This window comes from Rhizobium sp. BT04 (assembly GCF_030053135.1).
Classification (GTDB): Bacteria; Pseudomonadota; Alphaproteobacteria; order Rhizobiales; family Rhizobiaceae; genus Rhizobium; species Rhizobium binxianense.
Map to the genome: position 1 here is coordinate 528,782 of NZ_CP125652.1, position 16,821 is coordinate 545,602.

At 60.3% G+C, this 16,821-nt stretch carries 20 protein-coding genes, 1 tRNA gene and 1 pseudogene; 13 read left to right on the top strand and 9 right to left on the bottom strand.

What is annotated here, in order from left to right; translation table 11 throughout:
* Positions 1-85 precede the first annotated feature (85 nt).
* Genes cysG through QMO82_RS11160 form a run of 5 tightly spaced genes read left to right on the top strand, consistent with a single transcriptional unit; the run spans position 86 to position 5,288 of the window.
* Entirely contained in the window at positions 86-1,522 is a 1,437-nt protein-coding gene (gene cysG, locus QMO82_RS11140) for a siroheme synthase CysG (protein ID WP_272782648.1), read from the top strand.
* A gap of 2 nt (positions 1,523-1,524) precedes the next feature.
* A complete protein-coding gene (locus QMO82_RS11145) occupies positions 1,525-1,839 on the top strand; it encodes a DUF2849 domain-containing protein (protein WP_003579112.1) in 315 nt (104 codons plus the stop codon).
* A gap of 8 nt (positions 1,840-1,847) precedes the next feature.
* Positions 1,848-3,518 (top strand): nitrite/sulfite reductase, encoded by a 1,671-nt coding sequence (locus tag QMO82_RS11150; RefSeq protein WP_183607429.1) that lies wholly within the window; start codon positions 1,848-1,850, stop codon positions 3,516-3,518.
* 10 nt (positions 3,519-3,528) lie between these two features.
* Complete coding sequence (locus tag QMO82_RS11155) at positions 3,529-4,041, top strand: DUF934 domain-containing protein (RefSeq protein ID WP_183607428.1); 513 nt, start codon at positions 3,529-3,531, stop codon at positions 4,039-4,041.
* Positions 4,042-4,079: 38 nt separating this feature from the next.
* The gene (locus tag QMO82_RS11160; RefSeq protein WP_183607427.1) at positions 4,080-5,288 is read left to right on the top strand and encodes a UbiH/UbiF family hydroxylase; all 1,209 of its coding nucleotides are present in this window, start codon (positions 4,080-4,082) and stop codon (positions 5,286-5,288) included.
* On the opposite strand, the gene QMO82_RS11165 is transcribed toward QMO82_RS11160, so the two are convergent.
* Positions 5,256-6,218 (bottom strand): AEC family transporter, encoded by a 963-nt coding sequence (locus QMO82_RS11165; protein WP_183607426.1) that lies wholly within the window; start codon positions 6,216-6,218, stop codon positions 5,256-5,258. The genes QMO82_RS11160 and QMO82_RS11165 overlap by 33 nt on opposite strands.
* 41 nt (positions 6,219-6,259) lie before the next feature.
* On the bottom strand, positions 6,260-7,009 hold the full coding sequence (locus QMO82_RS11170; RefSeq protein ID WP_183607425.1) for a cytochrome c biogenesis CcdA family protein: 750 nt from the start codon (positions 7,007-7,009) through the stop codon (positions 6,260-6,262).
* Between the two features lie 210 nt (positions 7,010-7,219).
* Here QMO82_RS11170 and QMO82_RS11175 point away from each other — a divergent pair.
* Both QMO82_RS11175 and QMO82_RS11180 read left to right on the top strand, forming a co-directional pair.
* Positions 7,220-7,295, top strand: a tRNA-Lys gene (locus tag QMO82_RS11175).
* A gap of 116 nt (positions 7,296-7,411) precedes the next feature.
* The gene (locus tag QMO82_RS11180; protein WP_246718271.1) at positions 7,412-8,203 is read left to right on the top strand and encodes a site-specific integrase; all 792 of its coding nucleotides are present in this window, start codon (positions 7,412-7,414) and stop codon (positions 8,201-8,203) included.
* A gap of 225 nt (positions 8,204-8,428) precedes the next feature.
* Here QMO82_RS11180 and QMO82_RS11185 read toward each other — a convergent pair whose 3' ends face one another.
* Entirely contained in the window at positions 8,429-8,827 is a 399-nt protein-coding gene (locus QMO82_RS11185) for a hypothetical protein (RefSeq protein WP_183607424.1), read from the bottom strand.
* Between the two features lie 226 nt (positions 8,828-9,053).
* Here QMO82_RS11185 and QMO82_RS11190 point away from each other — a divergent pair, with 226 nt between their 5' ends.
* Together QMO82_RS11190 and QMO82_RS11195 are read left to right on the top strand one after the other, a co-directional pair.
* Positions 9,054-9,449, top strand: coding sequence for a hypothetical protein (locus QMO82_RS11190; protein WP_183607423.1), 396 nt, complete (start codon positions 9,054-9,056; stop codon positions 9,447-9,449).
* 377 nt (positions 9,450-9,826) lie between these two features.
* Positions 9,827-9,997, top strand: coding sequence for a hypothetical protein (locus tag QMO82_RS11195; protein ID WP_183607422.1), 171 nt, complete (start codon positions 9,827-9,829; stop codon positions 9,995-9,997).
* Here QMO82_RS11195 and QMO82_RS11200 read toward each other — a convergent pair.
* Positions 9,977-10,176 (bottom strand): annotated as a pseudogene (locus tag QMO82_RS11200) (hypothetical protein). The gene QMO82_RS11195 and the pseudogene QMO82_RS11200 overlap by 21 nt on opposite strands.
* Before the next feature lie 123 nt (positions 10,177-10,299).
* Positions 10,300-10,494, bottom strand: a complete 195-nt coding sequence (locus QMO82_RS11205; RefSeq protein ID WP_024321921.1) for a hypothetical protein — start codon at positions 10,492-10,494, stop codon at positions 10,300-10,302.
* Positions 10,495-10,746: 252 nt separating this feature from the next.
* On the opposite strand from QMO82_RS11205, the gene QMO82_RS11210 reads away from it, so the two are divergent.
* Positions 10,747-10,950, top strand: coding sequence for a CsbD family protein (locus QMO82_RS11210; protein WP_183607421.1), 204 nt, complete (start codon positions 10,747-10,749; stop codon positions 10,948-10,950).
* Between the two features lie 73 nt (positions 10,951-11,023).
* Here QMO82_RS11210 and QMO82_RS11215 read toward each other — a convergent pair whose 3' ends face one another.
* Complete coding sequence (locus QMO82_RS11215; RefSeq protein ID WP_183607420.1) at positions 11,024-11,251, bottom strand: hypothetical protein; 228 nt, start codon at positions 11,249-11,251, stop codon at positions 11,024-11,026.
* 363 nt (positions 11,252-11,614) lie between these two features.
* Between QMO82_RS11215 and QMO82_RS11220 the strand changes: the two genes are divergently transcribed.
* Together QMO82_RS11220 and QMO82_RS11225 are read left to right on the top strand one after the other, a co-directional pair.
* Positions 11,615-11,782, top strand: coding sequence for a hypothetical protein (locus QMO82_RS11220; RefSeq protein WP_183607419.1), 168 nt, complete (start codon positions 11,615-11,617; stop codon positions 11,780-11,782).
* Between the two features lie 134 nt (positions 11,783-11,916).
* Positions 11,917-13,410, top strand: a complete 1,494-nt coding sequence (locus QMO82_RS11225) for an FAD-dependent monooxygenase (protein ID WP_183607418.1) — start codon at positions 11,917-11,919, stop codon at positions 13,408-13,410.
* A 31-nt stretch (positions 13,411-13,441) separates the two neighbouring features.
* On the opposite strand, the gene QMO82_RS11230 is transcribed toward QMO82_RS11225, so the two are convergent.
* Both QMO82_RS11230 and QMO82_RS11235 read right to left on the bottom strand, forming a co-directional pair.
* Positions 13,442-14,179 (bottom strand): hypothetical protein, encoded by a 738-nt coding sequence (locus QMO82_RS11230; RefSeq protein WP_183607417.1) that lies wholly within the window; start codon positions 14,177-14,179, stop codon positions 13,442-13,444.
* 480 nt (positions 14,180-14,659) lie between these two features.
* The gene (locus QMO82_RS11235; RefSeq protein ID WP_097618799.1) at positions 14,660-14,842 is read right to left on the bottom strand and encodes a hypothetical protein; all 183 of its coding nucleotides are present in this window, start codon (positions 14,840-14,842) and stop codon (positions 14,660-14,662) included.
* A 317-nt stretch (positions 14,843-15,159) separates the two neighbouring features.
* On the opposite strand from QMO82_RS11235, the gene QMO82_RS11240 reads away from it, so the two are divergent.
* Positions 15,160-15,453, top strand: a complete 294-nt coding sequence (locus QMO82_RS11240) for a DUF982 domain-containing protein (protein WP_183607416.1) — start codon at positions 15,160-15,162, stop codon at positions 15,451-15,453.
* 137 nt (positions 15,454-15,590) lie between these two features.
* Here the strand turns inward: QMO82_RS11240 and QMO82_RS11245 are convergent, their stop codons facing one another.
* Positions 15,591-16,418 carry a nickel-binding protein gene (locus QMO82_RS11245; RefSeq protein WP_183607415.1) on the bottom strand — a complete coding sequence of 276 codons (828 nt, stop codon included), beginning with the start codon at positions 16,416-16,418 and terminating at the stop codon, positions 15,591-15,593.
* Positions 16,419-16,821: the final 403 nt, after the last annotated feature.

The following is a 16,821-nucleotide window of genomic DNA, read 5'->3' on the forward strand; positions in this document are numbered from 1 at the left end:
GCGCTTGCCTGGGCTTTCGGATTTCTGTTCCTTCAATCGCTTGTCGACAAAGGGCATATTCCGGCAACTTCGAAGTGGATTCGTGATGCCTTCCAGGAGTGAACAGCTTTCGGTATTTCCCGCCTTCTTTCGCGTGGAAGGCCAGAAGACGGCTGTCTTCGGCAATGGCGACGAAGCTTTCGCCAAGGTGCGGTTGCTGCTCAACACGCGGGCGCGGATCGTCGCCTATGCCGACCGGCCGGAAGCCGATTATCATGCCTTCCTGATCGCCAACCGCATCGAGACCGTGCGCACTGCCTTCTCCGCAGAGCAGGTCGAGGGGGCGGCACTCGTCTTCGCCGCCACCGGCGATGACGCCGACGACCGCGATATCGTCGATGCCGCCCGTACTGCCAGAATTCCGGCCAATGCCGTCGATCAGCCCGACTACTGCGATTTCTTCACACCGGCGCTGGTCAATCGCGCGCCTGTCGCCGTTGCGATCGGCACCGAAGGGGCAGGGCCGGTTCTGGCGCAGATGATCCGTGCGCAGATCGATCAGCTGCTTTCGCCTTCGCTCGGCCGCCTTGCCGCGCTGGCGACAAGCTACCGCAAGGCGGTCGAACAGATGGTGCCGCGCGGCGTTTCCCGCCGCGTCTTCTGGCGCCGCTTCTTTTCCGGTGCCGTTGCCGATGCGGTCGCCAACGGCAACCTGACGCAGGCCCAGCATGCCGCCGACCGGCTGTTGCAGGCGGTCGACAAGGTCGCCGGCCACGTCTGGCTGGTCGGTGCCGGTCCGGGTGCCGAGGATCTGCTGACGCTGCGCGCTCAGCGCGTGATGATGGAAGCTGACGTCATCGTCTATGACGCGCTGGTGCCGCAGGCGATCGTCGATATGGGCCGCCGCGATGCCGAGCGGCTTTCGGTCGGCAAGCGCAAGGGCTGTCATTCGAAGTCGCAGGAAGAAATCAACGACCTGCTGGTCGATCTCGGCCGCCAGGGCAAGCGCGTCGTCCGCCTGAAGTCAGGCGATCCCCTGGTTTATGGCCGGGCAGGGGAAGAGATGGCGGCACTGCGTGCTGCCGGCATCACCTATGAGGTCGTGCCTGGCATCACCTCGGCTTTCGCCGCCGCTGCCGATTTCGAGCTGCCGCTGACGCTGCGCGGCGTTGCCTCCTCGCTGGTCTTCACGACAGGCCATGATCTCACCGGCGACGTGCTGCCCGACTGGGCAAGCCTTGCGGTGTCGGGTGCGACGATCGCCGTCTATATGGGCCGCACCGTCGCCGCCTCCGTCGCCGAACGGCTGATGCAGGCGGGCATTCCGGCCGAAACCACCGTCGCCGTCATCGAGAATGCCAGCCGCGCCGAGCGCCGCCTGCTGCATGGTACGCTCGCCGATCTGCCCGATCTGCAGCATCGCGACGAGTTGACCGGCCCGGTCATGGTCATTATCGGCGATGCGGTCGCCGGTGCCAATTTCGAACTGTCCGAGCCGCTGGTGCGTGCGAACGCCCGGCTCGAGGAACTTGCAAGGAGCTGAATATGGGTGACAAGGTTCTGACGGCCAACCGGCTGACGGATGGCATTGCCGTCTGGCTGGATGCGAACGGGAAGTGGTCCACCTCGCTGCAGGAGGCGCTTGTCGCCCGTCACAACGAAGCGGTTGAAGCGCTGGAGGCGATCGGCAAGAAATCATACGCCGACAACGAGGTGGTTGACGTCGCCGTCGTCGACGTTCAGGAAACCGACGGCATTTTATGGCCGCTGCGCCTTCGCGAGCGCATCCGCGCCCAGGGCCCGACCATGGAATATGCCCCGGGCTACGCTCCGGCCGATCCCGAATTCATTGCAGTCTGAGGAAGACGATGTACCGTTACGACGAATTTGACCATGCCTTTGTCACCGAGCGCGTCGAGCAGTTTCGCGATCAGGTCCAGCGCCGCCTTGCCGGCGAGTTGGCCGAGGATGCGTTCAAGCCGCTGCGCCTGATGAACGGCGTCTACCTGCAGCTCCACGCCTATATGCTGCGCATTGCCATTCCCTATGGCACGCTGAGCGCGCGCCAGCTGCGCATGCTCGCCCATATCGCCCGCACCTATGACCGCGGCTACGGCCACTTCACCACGCGCCAGAACCTGCAGTTCAACTGGCCGAAACTATCCGACATTCCCGATGCGCTGGCCGACCTTGCCAGCGTCGAAATGCATGCCCTGCAGACCTCGGGCAACTGCATCAGAAACGTTACCGCCGATCACTTCGCCGGTGCCGCCGCCGATGAGATCGCCGATCCGCGTCCTTACGCCGAAATCCTGCGCCAGTGGTCGTCGGTCCATCCGGAATTCTCCTTCCTGCCGCGCAAGTTCAAGATCGCCGTCACCGGCGCCGAGCGCGACCGCGCCGCCATCCAGGTCCATGATATCGGCCTGCACGTGAAGACGAACGACAAGGGCGAGATCGGCTTTGCCGTCTATGTCGGCGGCGGCCAGGGCCGTACGCCGATGATCGCCAAGCTGATCCGCGACTTCCTGCCCGAGGAAGACCTGCTTTCCTACACCACGGCAATCGTGCGCGTGTACAATCTGCACGGCCGCCGCGACAACAAATACAAGGCCCGCATCAAGATCCTCGTCCACGAAACCGGCACCGAGGAGCTGACGCGGCAGGTGGAGGCTGAATTCGCCGCGTTGAAGGATACCGAGCTCAAGCTGCCGGAAAAGGACGTCCAGTCGATATCAGCCTATTTTGCGCCGCCTGAGCTGCCCGAGCGCGCCGAAGGCTGGGAAAACCTTGCCCGCTGGAAGAAGGCCGATTCTGGTTTCTCCCGCTGGGTTCAGCAGAACGTGCAGCCGCACAAGAACCCCGATTACGGCATGGTGACGATCTCGCTGAAGCCGATCGGCGGCATTCCGGGCGATGCCTCGGATGCGCAGATGGACGCGATCGCTGATCTCGCCGAGGAATATGCCTTCGACGAAATCCGCGTCAGCCATGAGCAGAACCTGATCCTGCCGCATGTGGCGCTTGCCGATCTCGAAGCCGTCTATCGCGGCCTGGTCGCCATCAATCTGGCCGAAGCCAATGCCGGCCTGATCACCGATATCATTGCCTGTCCCGGGCTGGACTACTGCGCGCTCGCCAATGCGCGCTCCATTCCGCTGGCGCAGGAAATCTCCCGCCGCTTCGGCAATGCCGAACGCCAGGCGGAGATCGGCGAGCTGAAGATCAAGATCTCCGGCTGCATCAATGCCTGCGGCCATCACCATGTCGGCCATATCGGCCTGCTCGGTGTCGAGAAGAAGGGCGCCGAACTCTACCAGATCACGCTCGGCGGCTCCGGCGACGAACATACCTCGATCGGCGAAATCATCGGCCGCGGCTTCGAGCCGGATCGGGTGACGGATGCGATCGAGACGATCGTCGACACCTATCTCGGCCTGCGCCTCGATCAGTCCGAGAACTTCCTCGCCGCCTATCGCCGCGTCGGACCGCAGCCATTCAAGACCGCGCTCTACGGCTCGGCCGCCGAAGCGGCATAAGGAGGGGATGATGACCAAGATCTGGAGAGAAACCGGTTTTGTCGAAAACGATCCCTGGGTGATCGAAACCGACGAGGTGAAGGCGACCGGGGAGCAGAAGCCGCTGCTCGGCCTCGACGAATTGATCGCCAAGGCCGATGAAAGCAACGATGTCGGCCTCGGCGTGCTGATCAAGCCGGCCGACGATGTGCGCCGGCTGGAGCCCTACCTCGATCGCCTCGCAATCGTCGCCGTTGCCTTTCCCGCCTTCAACGACGGCCGCGCTTTCAGCCATGCCTCGCTGCTGCGCCAGCGCCTGGGCTATGCCAACGAGCTGCGCGCCGTCGGCGACGTGCTGATCGATCAGGTGCCGCTGATGCTGCGTGTCGGCATCGACAGCTTTTCCGTCACCAACGCCACGGCACTGAAGCGGCTTTCCGAAAACCGTCTTCCCGCCATTCCCCATCATTATCAGCCGGCGGTGCGTGACGCCGACGCCGGCAAGGGCTATAGTTGGCGCCGTCAGGCGAAACCGGCCGCATAAGCGGCCGGTCCGCCTTTTTACGATGGCGGAATGATAGCATGAAGAGATTCGAAGTGGCGGTGATCGGTGGCGGTCTCGCCGGCATGATCGCCGCAATCGCGCTCGCCCGCGGCGGTCGCAGCGTGGCGCTGGTGGCACCTTCTTCGAATGAAGACCGGCGCACCACGGCGCTGATGGATCAGTCGATCCGCTTCCTCGATCGCCTGACGCTCTGGGAAAGGCTGCGCCCGTCAGCCGCGCCTCTGACCAGCATGCGCATCATCGACGGCACCGACCGGCTGCTGCGCGCGCCGACGACCACGTTTCGCGCCGCCGAGGTTGGCCTCGATGCCTTCGGCTATAATTTTCCCAACAAGGTTTTGACCGAGATCCTCGAAGCGGCCGCGGCCGGCGAGGGCAATATCACCCGCTTCACCGACCTAGCCGAATCGATCGGCGTTACCACCGAAGCCGTTTCGATCACGCTTGCCGGCGGCGAGACGCTGACGGCCGATTTTGCCGTCGGCGCCGATGGCCGTGGCTCGAAATTGCGCGAAACGGCTGGCATCGACACCCGCAAGTGGTCCTATCCGCAATCGGCCATGGTGCTGAACTTCGCCCATTCGCTGCCGCACCAGAATATCTCGACCGAGTTCCACACCAAACACGGCCCCTTTACCCAGGTGCCGCTGCCGGGCGGCCGTTCCAGCCTCGTCTGGGTGCAGGATCCTACCGAGGCGGCTGCCCGCATGGAATTGCCGCTGCCCGAACTTGGGCTGCTCGTCGAGGCGCAGATGCAGTCCATGCTTGGCAAGGTTGATGTGGAGGAGGGCGTCCAGGTCTGGCCGCTGTCGGGCATGATGGCGCATCGTTTCGGCAAGGGACGCATCGCGTTGATCGGCGAGGCCGCCCATGTCTTCCCGCCGATCGGGGCGCAGGGGCTGAACCTCAGCCTGCGCGATATCATGGCGCTTGCCGATATCCTCTGCGACAGGGCCGAATTGCCGGTGCCGGCCGATGCCGGCGACAGCTTCGAGCGCCGACGCCGCGCCGATATCATGACGCGCACGGCAAGTGTCGATCTTCTCAACCGTTCGCTGCTTTCGGATTTCCTCCCCGTCCAGATGCTGCGGGCTGCGGGCCTGCATATCCTCTCGGCCATACCGCCGCTGCGCAACATCGTCATGCGCGAGGGCATCGAGCCCGGCCGCGGTTTCCGCGATATTCCCGATGCGCTACGGGAAAAGCTGAAGCGGAAGAAGGCCTGAGCGGATCGCGATCAGCCAGAGCGAAACGCTTGCCACCGAGAGCACCGTCGTGATCAGGATCGTCGCCGAGGCGCGCTCCTGCCAGACGCCATATTGCTGGCCGATGACGAAGACATTGGTCGCCGTCGGCAGGCAGGCGAGCAGCACGGCCGCATAAATCCACACCGGCTCGAAACCGCCGACAACGGTCAGCGCCAGGAAAACCGCGATCGGATGCAGGATCAACTTCGCCGGCACGATATAGCCGATCTCAGCTGGAACCCGTTTCAGCGGCCTGAGCGCCAGCGTCACGCCCATGGCAAAGAGGGCGCACGGGGCGGCGGCCTGGGCGAGATAATCGACGAGGCGCTGAAACGCCAGCGGCTGATCAATGTGCAGGGCGGCGACCGCAAAGCCTGCAGCCGTCGACAGGATGAAGGGATGCAGGGCGACCTTCCGGGCGATATCGGCGGCAAGCCGCCCGGCCGAACGCTTGTCGTCGCCGGCCGCCGCCATCAGCGCCGGTGCGACGATGAAATGCAGCGCGTTCTCGAAGCAGATGATCAGCGCCACCGGCACGGCCGCACCTTCGCCGAGCGCCAAGAGCGCCAGGCCCGGTCCCATATAGCCGATATTGCCATAGGCGCCGGCAAAGGCCTGGATGGTGCAATCGGCAAGCGAATTGCCGCGCAGGAAGCGGCCGATGGCGAAGAGCAGGATGAAAATCGCATAGGTCGCTGCGATATCGGTGACGATGAAATCGACCCGCGTCAGCTGTTCGATCGGTGTGCGCGAGACGAGCTTGAAGAACAAGGCGGGCAGGGCGGCATAGATGATGAAGGTGTTCAGCCAGCCAAGCGCCTCGGCCGGCTGCTTCGTCGCCTTGCCGGCGATGAAACCGATCAGGATCAGGCCGAAGAACGGCAGCAGCAGGCTGATGATATCGGCCAAGAGGTCTTCCAGTGGACGGGAACGATCGGCGGGTAAAAGCTCTAACCGATTTGCATCAGAATCGGAAAGGTCTGCTGGAACCAGATCGCCACATCGCTGACCCAGCCGAACAGGAAGGCGAGGCCGGTGAGGATGAGGAAAACGCCCATCACTTTCTCCACCGTGCCGAGATGGCGGCGGAAGCGCGACAGGAAGCGCATGAAAGCGCCGGAAAAGCCGGCGGCGATCCAGAAGGGAATGGCCAGGCCGAGCGAATAGACGGCGAGCAGCCCGGCGCCGGAGCCGACCGTCTCGCGCGAGGCGGCAACGCCGAGAATCGCGCCGAGCACCGGGCCGATGCAGGGCGTCCAGCCGAAGGCGAAGGCAAGGCCCATGATGTAAGCGCCCGTCAGCGTCGCCGGCCTGCCGCCGCCCTGGAAGCGCGCCTCGCGGGCAAGCAGCCCGATTCGGAAGAGGCCGAGGAAATTCAGCCCCATGACGATGATGATCAGCCCGCCGAGCTTGGAGAGCAGATCGAGATGCTGGCGAAGCGCCATGCCGATGCTGGAGGCGCCGGCGCCGAGCGCGACGAAGACGGTGGCAAAGCCGAGCGTGAAGAGCAGCGCCGAGAACAGCACGCCGCGCCTGATATCGGGCGAGACCGCCACCGCGCCGCCGCCGCGGAACTGCTCGACTGAAATGCCAGCCATATAGCAGAGATAGGGCGGGACGAGGGGAAGCACGCAGGGCGAAAGAAAGGAAAGCGCCCCTGCTATCAAGGCGCTCCACAGGGAAATATTGGCAATCGACACGCATTCTCTCCGGCTGCAATCTGCGTGATGTTCCTAGCTTTGCAGGCCCATCATTGCCAATCACCTTTTTGCGCACGCAGGCAATATGCCTCAAGCTCGGCAAGAAATGTGCCGATCGCCGAAAAAAGCCGAATTTTTCGGTTGACCGCAATGGGTCGCCTGCCTATGTTCCGCCCACTTCCGGCCGGGGTGGTCACATCCGCGGAGAGGGAGAGCGTAGCTCAGCCGGTAGAGCAACTGACTTTTAATCAGTAGGTCTCGGGTTCGAACCCCGACGCTCTCACCAACAAATTCAAAGGCTTGCGGCCTTGGATTAGCCAGATTACCGGCTATAATGCCCTCACACATGTCTCGCACAGTCTGAGGGGATGAAATGACCTCGCGCTCCGGGGCAAAAGCCGGGTGGGTCAGCTGAAGCAGGAAAGAACCTTTGCCGACGCGGCCAAGCAGTTCGTTCGGGAATATGTGCCGCTGACCAATGGCGAACGAAATCCGCGCTACGTGAAGGACCACGAGGCGCGGCTGGACAACCATCTACTCCCTTACTTCGGCGCCATTGGGCTCAGTGCTCTGACGGCGGGCAAGGTCCAGGAATACCGGGTCATGCGGCTCCAGCCGCACCCGGTGACTGGCAAAGTGCCGACACGCAGCACCCTGCATCATGAAACGGTGACGCTCCGGCAGGTGATGAAAACCGCCCTGCTGCATGGCTGGCTCAGCCACCTGCCGGACTTTTCCGCGCCGTATCGGGCGTCGGGTAAAGTCAGCTACCGGGCGTGGTTCTCGCCCGAGGAATACAAGCGGCTCTACACCTATACCCGCGGCCGCGTCACCGCGGTCCACGGCGAAAGCTATCAGCATGCCGTTGAACAGTTGCACGACTATATCCTCTTCATGGCCAATACCGGCCTGCGGCCCGACGAAGCCAACCGGCTGGAATACCGAGACGTGACCATTGAAGAGGATGCGGGTAGCGGTGAGCGGATATTGCTGATCGAAGTGCGTGGCAAGCGTGGCGTCGGCTACTGCAGGAGCACCACCGGTGCGGTGCATCCCTTTGAGCGGCTTGTGAAACGGAACACTCCCAAGCCTACCGACCTGGTTTTCCCCCAAGACCACAAAAAGCAGTTCAACAGGGTGCTGGCGGATTGTGAATTGAAATTCGACCATGAGGGCAACAGGCGCTCGGCCTGATAAAGGTCTAGTCACGTACGCAATTCAGTCTGGCTAGTGTTAGACGAATTCGCCTGTGATCTGAGGTGTGACCCCATTTTCTGGACGCGGCGTAACATCTTCGGTTCGGATGGAGGCATGCACTGCGTATAGTAGGAGCTTACTGTCGTACCTTATTCTCCAGTCGCCAACCCAAACGGTCGTTGGCGAGAGATTGCATTTCGCTCCGGGTGTCCGGGTAGGCGGTTAACAGGGGGCGGCTACTTTGTTCGTCACTCGCCAAGCCAGGGACTTTTCTATGCGAGCGATATCGATCCTCGACGCTTTGCCTTTCTCAAGTATCAGCATAGCCGGTGTTGAACCGTATGCACAAGCTCTTCGAAGAGCCTTGAGAACAGGGCCATTTATGAGCAGATAATCACCCAGATCAACGCAGTTAGGTTCGCCTGTGTCAATCAGATTGCCGTTGGAATCACACCTTTGAGTATAGTGGAAATTGTTTGCTGCAGCTGAAAGCCGATTAACGGCAGCGGTCGCGCTGAACATATCCCAGAAGAAATATGTGACAACAGCAATACAGCCGACGAGTACGCTGACCCTGTAAAGGCCACGAGCAAGACTAGGATTGGCTTCATTATCCTGCACTATGTGCTACTCCAAGCTGGGGAAAAAACGTGAAATGTGGCGGACACTATAGGCTTCGAAGGCAAACACAATGGCTAGAATTGCCGCACGAGCGATCGAACAGCGGGGAATTCTGCCGCGTTTGCCACTCGGTTCGATATAGCCTTGACGTCATTTTTTACCTGTGAGGCAATGGGTTGCGATCATCTAGAACCGCACCAATCCCACCCAATGAAAGTCATTGCTCATGGAAGCATTGCACGCGCTTGTCCTGACCGATGCGCAATTGCACGAGATGCTGACCGAGGCCGCCAAGCGAGGGGCGGCTTTGGCCGTCGCCGAGCTTCGTGCGCAGCTCCACCAGGCGCCGGACGATGCTACCCTGCAAAAGCTTCGAACATATCTGGCCGACCCAGCTTCCCTTGCCAACCCGCACGATCATTGGGCGCACAGTGGTATCATCTGCCAGATCGCGGCCACGGCACGCGGCAAGCCCAAATCCACTGCGTGGTTCATGAAGTTCCAGCGCGAAACAAGCCTGAATGAGTGCTTCAATCGGCCGAGCCCGGCCTACGGACGTCGCCGGGAATGGACGTTTTTTGACATCAAACTGGCGTGGGACGCCTATTATCGCCGGCGGTAGGACAACCGCCGTATATCAACCGATGAAACGAACGTGTCACCAACGGCCGTGACAGACCTTGAGCAAGGTGTCCGGCCTGCCATGAAACCACGGAACGCCGGGTACGCGGCGACAAGTGCGATATCCCGATTACTTCGGGCCGATTGTGCAAGCCGTTGCGGCAGATACGGCCATATGGCATGATTCATATGTTCGTTAACGACCCGCGCCGCAACAGCGTGGGACATCGCGATTATCTCCGAGACCTTTTATGTCCTCATCCGCCTGCGGTCGTTCCGCCGGGGGCGTCTCTGCATCCAATCGAATCCCCATTTTGATAATGAAACGGAGACCCTCGGCCATGCGCCGATCGCCGCCACCAGGATGAAGGAGATCCTATGCCATCCAATAACCTCCTGAAGCTCTATGCCAAGCTCGCCGGCTTCCGATTGGCCGTCCTCGCGAGCCGTGCCTGCTCTGACGGCGATTTCTCTCGAGTGTTGCATGACCGCATGGTTGATGGGCTCGATGCCGCGGTTGCCGCGATCTCAGATCAGCAGTCGCATTAATGCGGCCTCAGCCTTCACCCCTGCTGGTACGCATGGATAACCCGCCGAGCCAGATCTTCGCGCTCGGTATCTGTTGTGATTTGTCGCACCGAGCTGATGTGGTCAAACACTCTCTTGCAGAGGGCAACGTCTTCGTCGCTCAACACGGTCTGTGCGTCGGCTATCTGGGATCGGATCACGATCGCCCTCGCTTCCTTCGGATCGATGGGAGGATGGAACATCTCCCTTTTAAGCGCATGGAGGGAGACAAGGTCGTGAGGTCTCACCCCATTGTCGTGATAGGTCTTTGTCTCATCTAGCAACTAGTTCTCGTTCGGCCCGCTCCACACATATGCAGAAGCCGGCTTTCTCTGGGCATTCCAGATCACTTCGTACCCTATCTTCTCAAGTGAGAGTAAAGCGCCAAGCCTTTCGTCATCTGACAGGCTTCGCAAAGAAACGTTAAGTGCGTCCAGGCCACCTAAATTGTAGAGGTTTACGAATACATCGAGTGCCATTGTTCCTCTCCTCGTGGCGCAGTATAGCACAAGAACGGAGGAATATTTGTTTCATACACGAATAAATATTTTGTACATCTATTAGTTATTAACGAATTATTTACGATTTTCTTTGTGGGGCGTAGATATTTGACATCGGTAGCGCCTTGCGTCTGCCGCAGGAATTGAGTTTCGCGGAAATCCGCTGAAACTGAGGAACCAACTTCCCTTGCGGTCCGTTTTCTTCTCATCCACAAACAGGAGAAATCGATCATGGACTGGAATCGTATCGAAGGAAATTGGAAGCGGGCGAAGGGCAAGATCAAGGAGCAGTGGGGCAAACTCACCGACGATGATCTCGACCAAATCGCCGGCAAGCGCGACCAACTGGAAGGTAAGATCCAGGAGCGGTACGGCATCGAAAAGGACCGTGTTAAACGCGATATCGATGACTGGAGCGGTCGCCAGAGCTGGTAGTGCCAAACAAAAACCCGGTGAAAACCGGGTTTTTGCTGTTGAGGAAGCTAAGGCTGCCAAGGGCTGTCTTTTCTCATGAATATCCACCAACAGCTAGGAGAAACGCACCGGCCACGATAATCGCGAGGGCTGGCCAGTTTTTCGATAAGCCGAGGAACCTGAGACCTTGGCGTCGTGGTTCCAGCGTGGTGCCGCCCTGGGGCAATTGATGCGGATTGCTCGGCTTTCGACCAAGCGCCGAAGAGAAGAGAAAGAGAAGTCCGCCGATGATAAGGGCGGCACCTGTCAGGATTGCCAACATAGTGGCCTCCGCGAACGACATGGATGTTGGGTAAACAAGATCGCGACCTGATCGTTCCGTGAATGGCAACTCGCGTTTAAAGCCCCCGCGTCGGAACCCAGAGCGCTCGCATTGAATCTGACCGTTTTGCAATCCTGGAGATCCCGATGGACAAGACACCGAAGACGGCTATCCGCGGAATGTGTTGTACGTACTGGCGCTTCTCGCCCTGGGCATTCTCGCGGGCGCCCTGTACACAATCTACGGCCATCCCGGCGATCCGTCTGAGCGACCGGCTGCCGAGACGATTCCGGAAAAAGCCACGGCTCCCCAGTGAGATAGGTCGTACCGGGGAATCGACAGGTCGCCCTTCGAGAACAAAGCATGACCGGGGAAAGCGCCTGCCGTACCCGGCGTGCACCTGGTCAGGTCGTGCTGAAAAGCCTGTGCGCGATTGCAGAAGATCAGCAAGCTGCAACTGATATCGCTTTGGAAAGCAAGGCAGAAATCCTGTCGCAAGTCCTTCCAACCAGTAGAGAGCTATATTTATAGGGCGAACAACCTGCGACACCGAAATCGGTGCCTGGGTCTGGACCTATTGAATTGTCGTCCCAGGTGCCATCGGGCAGGTCTGCCTGGGACGCTGAGATATTGCGCTCGGACAGTCTGAACAGAGGAGTGTTTGGATGAGAGAACATGCGGTCGCGATATCCGGAGGCGGGCCGACCGGGCTGATGCTGGCGGGTGAATTGGCTTTGGCGGGCATCGATGTCGCCATCGTCGAACGTCGCGAGAACCAGGAAATCGTCGGTTCGCGGGCCGGCGGCCTGAGTTCGCGCACGCTCGAGGTACTCGACCAGCGCGGCATCGTCGATCGGTTCCTCAAGGAAGGGCAGATCGCCCAGGTCACGGGATTTGCGGTCACACGGCTTGATATCAGCGACTTCCCGACCCGGCACAATTACGGGCTGGCGCTGCGGCAGAAACATATCGAGCGCATCCTGGCCGGTTGGGTCGGCGAGCTGCCGGTGCCGATCTATCGCGGCCGGGAACTGACGGGTTTTGCTGAGGACGGGACAGGTCTCACCGTCGAGCTCTCCGACGGTTCAGAGCTCAGGGCAAGCTATCTCGTCGGCTGCGATGGCGGTCGCAGCCTGGTTCGCAAGATTGCGGGCATTGCGTTTCCGGGATGGGATGCGACGACCAGCAACATTCTCGCCGAGGCCGAGATGGAGGCGGAGCCGCCGCTCGGCGTCCATCGCACCGCCCTCGGCATGCATGCCTTCGGCCGCGAGGAATACGAAATTCGCGACGGCAAGGTGGTCTTTGCCAGCGAAGGTCCGATCAACGTCATGGTGACGGAAAAGACTGCCGGCGGCACAGGCGAACCGACACTTGGCGATCTCAGGCAAGCGCTGATCGATGCATGCGGAACGGATTACGGAATCCACAGCCTGAAGTGGATTTCGAGGTTCACCGACATGTCGCGCCAGGCGGCAACCTACCGCAAGGGGAGGGTACTCCTCGCCGGCGATGCCGCGCATGTCCATTCTCCGGTGGGCGGGCAGGGCCTCAATACCGGTGTGCAGGATGCGGTGAATCTCGGTTGGAAGCTGGCCCAGGTGGTGAAAGGAATATCGCCGGAAACCTTGCTCGACACCTATCACGCCGAGCGCCATCCGGTGGCCGCCCGTATGTTGCACACGACGATGGCGCAGGTCGCGTTGCAGCGCACCGACGATCGCACCGAAGCCTTGCGAGACATCGTATTGGAGCTGCTCGCCATGGAAGAGCCGCGCAAAAAGATCGCCGCCGAAATGTCCGGACTGGCCATCCATTACGACCTCGGCGAGGGGCATCCGCTGCTCGGCCGCCGCATGCCCGACCTTGAGCTGGCGACGCCCGATGGCCGCTTACGTGTCTATACGCTGCTCAAGAATGCGCGGCCAGTGCTCCTCGATCTCGGCGCGCCCGGCAGCCTCGAAATCACGCCGTGGTCAGACCGTATTCGGTTGGTGCACGCCGGCTATGGCGGGCCATGGGAGCTGCCGGCGATCGGTGCGGTCCCGGCGCCCGCCGCAGTCTTGATCCGGCCCGATGGCTATGTGGCGTGGGTAGGCGATGGGACGCAGGATGGTCTCCGCGAGTCGATGAACGCCTGGTTCGGATCGCCCGGCTAAGGAGCGAATCAGAAAGGTCGCGACGCGCGTCTTAGGCGGCAAGCGAAATCGAACCGCACTCGGCTATCGTCTCGGCCTCCGGCATCGGTTTGCCGCGGCGTTCCCAAGTCCGGCGGCTGATGCCGAATGCCTCCCATGGGCGCACCTGGCTGACGGAGTTGGCGAGATAGTCGGCTCTGGAAATCCCGCCTGCGGCGCGGCGTTGCTCTTCTTTCCGGCTTCGGTCCCGCTGCCGCCGCTTTTCCTTTTGGAGCTTTGCTCTTTTCCGTTTCGGCACATCGAAGGCACCGATCGTGCGGATATCGAGGGCGCACCGCTCAGCGTAGCTCAAATGCAGGGCGTGACCGAGCGCGTCGGCGGACAAGGGAGAAAAACGCACCTTCGTCCGCTCGTAGATGACTTCCTCTATGCAGGCTTTGCCGGCCCATGGGAGCCATCGCGCCGACCAGCCGAGAACCACCTCGGCAAACTCTTGCCGGAACTCGACAAACGCGAGGCCGGCGATCACCTCGACATAGATCAATGCGTCATCGGCCTCGGGCACGATCGCTCCGTGACGATGCCTGATCAGCCTTTCGATCTCGCGCATCCGACCATGGAAATGGTTCCAACGGCCACCCCGCGCGCGGCGCTGAACGGCCTTATAACCCAGCAGGCAGTCGCCGAGCTTGATCGCCGTAAGATCCCGCGCCAGACCAGCCGGTTGCTCCGCTTTCGAAGCTCGTTTCTCCGATTGAGCCGCTTCATCTGCGCCAACAAGGCGATCCATCGATTTCCCCTGCGATCTGCCCTGAAAGGTCGAAACACCGGATCGTACACGAAGACCGAGGGGGTGATCATCCACTCTTGATGCTGTTCACACGCCATTCTATGGATGCGGAAGAGGCGGCGGTCGAGCAGGATTCGACCCCGACGCTACATCTGTAAATACCAGAGCATTGCAGCTACACTCGGCGGATCGCCGAGCGGAGAAGGCGCGGTTGACCGCCATATTGACGTTCGCGTCTGCAATCAGCGGAAGCCGAAGAAGCTCAAGATCGCGAGCACAATAACGACAGCGCCGACAAGCCAGATCAAATTGTTCATGGGAACCGTTCTCCTGTTCGAGTTGAGTCATCCGCGACCCAATGACTTAACTGCGGCGCAGGGCTTGCGGTTCCCGACCAATCGATCGCAGCAGCGCGCCTCTCGCGAATCCGGCTCCGCGCAATGCGCGGTTCTGCAGCCGCTTTAGATCATCTCTTGTCTTTCAGTAGCTGCAGGAGCGAGCATTACCGGGTCTGAATCCACCCGCGCATGCCGGATTGATCGAGCTATTCCGTTGATACTGAAAATCCTCGTTGTTGTGGCTCACGGGCGATGTGCAGGAAGAGGCAATCGCTGCCACAGCAAGCAGCGCCCCGGCAGCTGCAAATGTGAGAAATCGGTTCATGTAAGCCTCTCCTTACGAGTTTGGCGTGGTCAAAATCCGCATGCCATCGCAAGCCTGATACGACAACTGTCGACACGCTTGATCACGTGCACTTGATCCGAAACATTCCTGTGATTGATCAACCAATCTGAATTCGTGATGTGTCGAACCGCATCGATGATCAGATACGCTTTATTGTAATCGAATTGGGCTATTCCGTCGTTATGGAAAGTAGTTTTAACTGCGTCGGGAGCTGGGGTTGGCCGATTTTGTCTTGAAATTATCACGTTTTTTCAGTAAATTTATAGCATAAAAAGTAATATAAATGGGAGGATACTATGACTGAAACTCGGTTTGATCCGGTTTTGCTTCATCGCAACCATTTCGTCGCTGAAATCACGTGTCTCGACGAAATTTTCGATTTTCTGGATGAGTGGCCGGAGGACAAACGAGGTTTGGCATATGACACCCTGTTGAGGGCGTGCCGGGATGCGGCCAATGGCCGTTTCCCGCTGAGTGCTGCGCGCGAGAATTTCCGGCGCTTTCTGAAGATGTCGGGCGTGCTGGCAAAGGTCGAGGGCGCCCCCAAATTCGAGCAGCTGATGGGCGATCGAAATATTGGCAATGCTTGATAGGATAGGGTAGCCGAGAGCGCGCCGTCACATCATGTGCGGCGCGTTCTGGTTTCGATATCGGCTGCCTTCCGCGCGCCGATCTCTTCGCCACAAAAAGCGCGAAAAACCGCAGATGGCGATCCTCTCGACACATCTCAGGCAGGGCCGCCATTCATCCAGTCGCATCGGAAGACCAGCATAGGCTTCGAAAAGCCCTTGAGGCGTCGGCGTGAGGCGTGACCGAAGAGATCGGCGGCGCCATATTCCCGAAAGATATTCTCCGAGACGAGGATCTGGTCGCTGGCGGCTGCCGCGCAGAGACGTGCCGCAAGCTGCACGGTCGAGCCGAAGAGGTCGTTGCTGTCCTCGACGGGCTCGCCGCAATCCAGCCCGATGCGGACATGGATCGGCTCGGTGTTTCCACCGTTGTAATGCTCGAATTCCTGCTGGATCCTCATGGCGCATTTGACGGCGGCCGCTGTTGCGGAAAAGGCGGCCATGATGCCGTCGCCGGTGTGCTTCACTTCCCGGCCTGACGTCTGGCCGAGGCATCGGCGCACGATCGCGTCATGGGCCCGCACCATTTCGGTTCCGATGCGGTCGCCGAGCCGCGCTGTCATCTCGGTCGACCCGACGATGTCGGTAAAGAGGATTGCCCGGTGACCGGGATCCACGTCGGCGGTGGATTGGCCCGGCGCCGGCTCGGGATCATGAATTCGGCCGAGAAAAGCCTCGACCGCAGACAACGCGACCTCGACGATCTCGCCGGCGACGAAGCCGTGTGCCTCGCGATGCACGCATTGGGCGGTTTCCATGTCAGGCGCATCCACGAGACAGAAGGCGGTCCCGCGCCGCTGATCGAACCAATAGGTGAGAAACTTGACGCCGTAGCGATCCTGAATGTCGAGGTCCATGCGATGTGCCCGGGCAACGTCGGCTGCCGACGTTCCCTCGAGAAAGTGCCGATCCATGAAGATAGGCATCGCGGGTCCTCCCAGAAATCCGTCACGTGCAAGAACCGGCATTGTACGATCCAGATGCGGCTCCGTCCACCTTTGGGACAATCAAGAAGTGATTATTAGGCCCGTTGCATTGAGGAAATCCTACGCGTTGCTGTAGATCCTATAGAATACGAAAGGAATGGTTGCGTTTTAATCAGTGTGATTTGCGTGAAAGCCCGATATTTACCATAATCGGCCGTTTAAAGACTGGTCATGGGGTTTTCCTGGCTATTCCGCTTCCGGCGCTCCGCGGTTTCAAGCGCCTGGGAATCCGGAGGGATGAAGAGCTACGTCTGTTATGGTCATTCTCAGCCAAAGATCAAAGCCGCACGCCGGCAGGGAAGGTGGCCCGCCAAAGGCACGAAAATTGCATCGCACCCCATAA

Excerpts from the sequence above, each read along its gene's own strand:
- QMO82_RS11235 (WP_097618799.1), bottom strand. The coding sequence starts at position 14,842 with ATGAACCGATTTCTCACATTTGCAGCTGCCGGGGCGCTGCTTGCTGTG.
- QMO82_RS11240 (WP_183607416.1), top strand. The coding sequence starts at position 15,160 with ATGACTGAAACTCGGTTTGATCCGGTTTTGCTTCATCGCAACCATTTC.
- QMO82_RS11150 (WP_183607429.1), top strand. The coding sequence starts at position 1,848 with ATGTACCGTTACGACGAATTTGACCATGCCTTTGTCACCGAGCGCGTC.
- QMO82_RS11225 (WP_183607418.1), top strand. The coding sequence starts at position 11,917 with ATGAGAGAACATGCGGTCGCGATATCCGGAGGCGGGCCGACCGGGCTG.
- QMO82_RS11210 (WP_183607421.1), top strand. The coding sequence starts at position 10,747 with ATGGACTGGAATCGTATCGAAGGAAATTGGAAGCGGGCGAAGGGCAAG.
- QMO82_RS11160 (WP_183607427.1), top strand. The coding sequence starts at position 4,080 with ATGAAGAGATTCGAAGTGGCGGTGATCGGTGGCGGTCTCGCCGGCATG.
- QMO82_RS11145 (WP_003579112.1), top strand. The coding sequence starts at position 1,525 with ATGGGTGACAAGGTTCTGACGGCCAACCGGCTGACGGATGGCATTGCC.
- QMO82_RS11230 (WP_183607417.1), bottom strand. The coding sequence starts at position 14,179 with ATGGATCGCCTTGTTGGCGCAGATGAAGCGGCTCAATCGGAGAAACGA.
- QMO82_RS11245 (WP_183607415.1), bottom strand. The coding sequence starts at position 16,418 with ATGCCTATCTTCATGGATCGGCACTTTCTCGAGGGAACGTCGGCAGCC.
- QMO82_RS11215 (WP_183607420.1), bottom strand. The coding sequence starts at position 11,251 with ATGTTGGCAATCCTGACAGGTGCCGCCCTTATCATCGGCGGACTTCTC.
- QMO82_RS11220 (WP_183607419.1), top strand. The coding sequence starts at position 11,615 with ATGACCGGGGAAAGCGCCTGCCGTACCCGGCGTGCACCTGGTCAGGTC.
- QMO82_RS11195 (WP_183607422.1), top strand. The coding sequence starts at position 9,827 with ATGCCATCCAATAACCTCCTGAAGCTCTATGCCAAGCTCGCCGGCTTC.
- QMO82_RS11190 (WP_183607423.1), top strand. The coding sequence starts at position 9,054 with ATGGAAGCATTGCACGCGCTTGTCCTGACCGATGCGCAATTGCACGAG.
- cysG (WP_272782648.1), top strand. The coding sequence starts at position 86 with ATGCCTTCCAGGAGTGAACAGCTTTCGGTATTTCCCGCCTTCTTTCGC.
- QMO82_RS11155 (WP_183607428.1), top strand. The coding sequence starts at position 3,529 with ATGACCAAGATCTGGAGAGAAACCGGTTTTGTCGAAAACGATCCCTGG.
- QMO82_RS11205 (WP_024321921.1), bottom strand. The coding sequence starts at position 10,494 with ATGGCACTCGATGTATTCGTAAACCTCTACAATTTAGGTGGCCTGGAC.